2 protein-coding genes are annotated in these 2,245 nt (G+C 46.6%); both read right to left on the reverse strand.

The features are described from left to right. Window positions 1-211: 211 nt before the first annotated feature. Window positions 212-952, reverse strand: a complete 741-nt coding sequence (locus tag QUA13_RS32210) for a peptidylprolyl isomerase (protein ID WP_333205129.1) — start codon at window positions 950-952, stop codon at window positions 212-214. 85 nt (window positions 953-1,037) lie between these two features. Continuing rightward, complete coding sequence (locus QUA13_RS32215) at window positions 1,038-2,213, reverse strand: calcium-binding protein (protein ID WP_333205131.1); 1,176 nt, start codon at window positions 2,211-2,213, stop codon at window positions 1,038-1,040. Window positions 2,214-2,245: the final 32 nt, after the last annotated feature.

Below are 2,245 nucleotides of genomic sequence, written 5' to 3' on the forward strand. Positions count from 1 at the left end.
TCCAAACTACCGAAAACTCCTAGAATACGGCTCTCTCAGAGCCTGACTCTCCCAAAATATGTCCGAACTGTTGTAAATCCAAATTGCCAAGTTAAACGCAACAATTATAGAGCTTAGGTAGAACCTCTATATGAGGGCTCCATGCACAACCGCACCGAGAGCGCTATAATTCGCCCGTCAAACCACTTAGGCTTCTCTGTGATCCTGCAACCTATACTTTAGAATTGTACAATAAATAGTTGACCTCATTAGCCACCCATTCGTTAAACATATTGTGCAATATTTCTTGATACCGTTCAAGGGTTAATTCCGCCGGGAGAAACTTTTCAACTAGGAACAAGTGATATCCTCGCTCAGTTTGAATTGGACGAATCACTTCTCCGGGTTGAGCGCTAAATACGGCGACGGCTATGTCTGGTTTTAAACCCCACCGATAAACCTTGCCTTCGCAACCGCATAAATGCCGGCGGTTTTCGTCAATGTCGTAAAAGTGAGCGGCATCAAAAAAGCTGATTTCTCCTTCTTGAATTTGATAAAATAGTTCCTGAGCAAGCTGCGGGTTGGCAACAACTATTTGATAAAGAATTATTTGGTCGTATTGCAATTTGTTTTGAACGAAAATCTTTTTTACTTCTTTGCTAAACAAGTGTTCGGCTAGTTTTTGGGTGAGGAGCCGATCGCGAATGCCGGCTTCTAAATCTTCAACGGAAATCATCTGATCCGCCAGCCAAGCAATCGTATCCGCCGCTTTCTCCAAACGCTTCTCGCGGCGGAGTTGGTCGCCCACAGCTTGAATTTCTTCGGGAGTCACATTTAATCCCCGTTCCCGGGCTGCTTTCTCAATAACTTTTTTCTGCAAAACCTTTTGACTAAATGTCTTTATTTGCTGCTCTTGTCTGAGTAGTTCGATGATTTCACTTGCTTCAATCAATGGCCCGTAAAAGTCCTTCATCTTTCTCTCTCAACCTATATAAATTTATTAACTTTATCCCCCGACGCTTTGTGCGGGGTAGTTGATGTTAACGGTTAACGGTTAGCTACAAGATTTCATTTGGCAAACTCATAAAATCAGCATTGCTCAAAGTTGTTGCACCCGCTGCGTTAACTGTTCCCAAAACAACAGCTAAAATTCGATCGCCCTTATTTGAACTAAACTTGACCAGAGTCGCGTCTGCCGTACCGTCACCGTCAGTCTCAAACGCTATGAGTGTCAAGTCTGCTACCGACAGTCCCCCTGTCAGCCCAATTCGATCGCCTTCAGCGGGATTGAAATCAACGACTCGATCTGCTAAAAATGGATTAGCTGCTGCACTCGCTGTTTCGGGTTGAAATGCAAAGGTATCAGCGCCACTACCTCCAATCAATGTATCGGTGCCGAAGTCGCCGCAAAGAAAATCGTCGCCGTTGCCGCCAATCAGCAAATCTTGACCTTTCCCTCCCCCCACAGTGTCGTTTCCATCGCCTCCATCGATCGCATCGTTACCTCTGTTAGCTTTGACAATATCGTCGCCACTTCCTGCAAAAATTCGATCGAGCCCGCTACCGCAAATAATCACATCGCTGTCGCTGGTGCCGCGCCAATATCCGTCGCCGTTACTGTCGTAGGTGACAGTTAATACCGCAGGATTGTTTTCTGGGGCGGTAACTTCAGGAGGCGGCGTTGTCTCAGCATTGGTGTTGGCATTGTTACCGAGAAGTGCGATCGAATTATTGCTGTTACTGTTATCTGTTGGCTCAGAAATTATCGTACTTTCCCCGCCAGTACCCGTACTGTCTAGAGAGAAATTAGAAGGACTTGAATTGCTAGAAGTGCCGCCAGTCACCGGGGTGAGAGTTGCACCGTCATTATTTGACGGTGCGGGTGTTGGCGCAGGCGCTGGTGCTGTGGCGCTAGTCGTTGGGGGCCCGACTGTAGAACCACTCGCTGCCGCGCTGCCACTGCTAGATGTAGCCCCCGCAGCGTAAGCAGTCTCACTACTGGTATTGCTCCCTGTCGGAGAAGTTCCTGTCGCGCTGCTGGTACTGCCCGCACCGCTGCTATCTACAAAGGAACTAGACTTGCTGGAACTGCTGCTACTCCCACCAGGCTTATTCCCTAGCGAATTCAAGGTATTTAAACTATTGCTGTTTCCAACAATATTATTTAAGAGTTTAGAAGCTAAGGAATTTGGTTCTTCTGGGTTTTTGGTGAAAACCGTATAATGAGATACCACTACTTGATTTCTACCCTATGGATATTCATCTT

Source organism: Microcoleus sp. S28C3 (assembly GCF_036700785.1).
Taxonomy (GTDB): Bacteria; Cyanobacteriota; Cyanobacteriia; order Cyanobacteriales; family Microcoleaceae; genus Microcoleus; species Microcoleus asticus.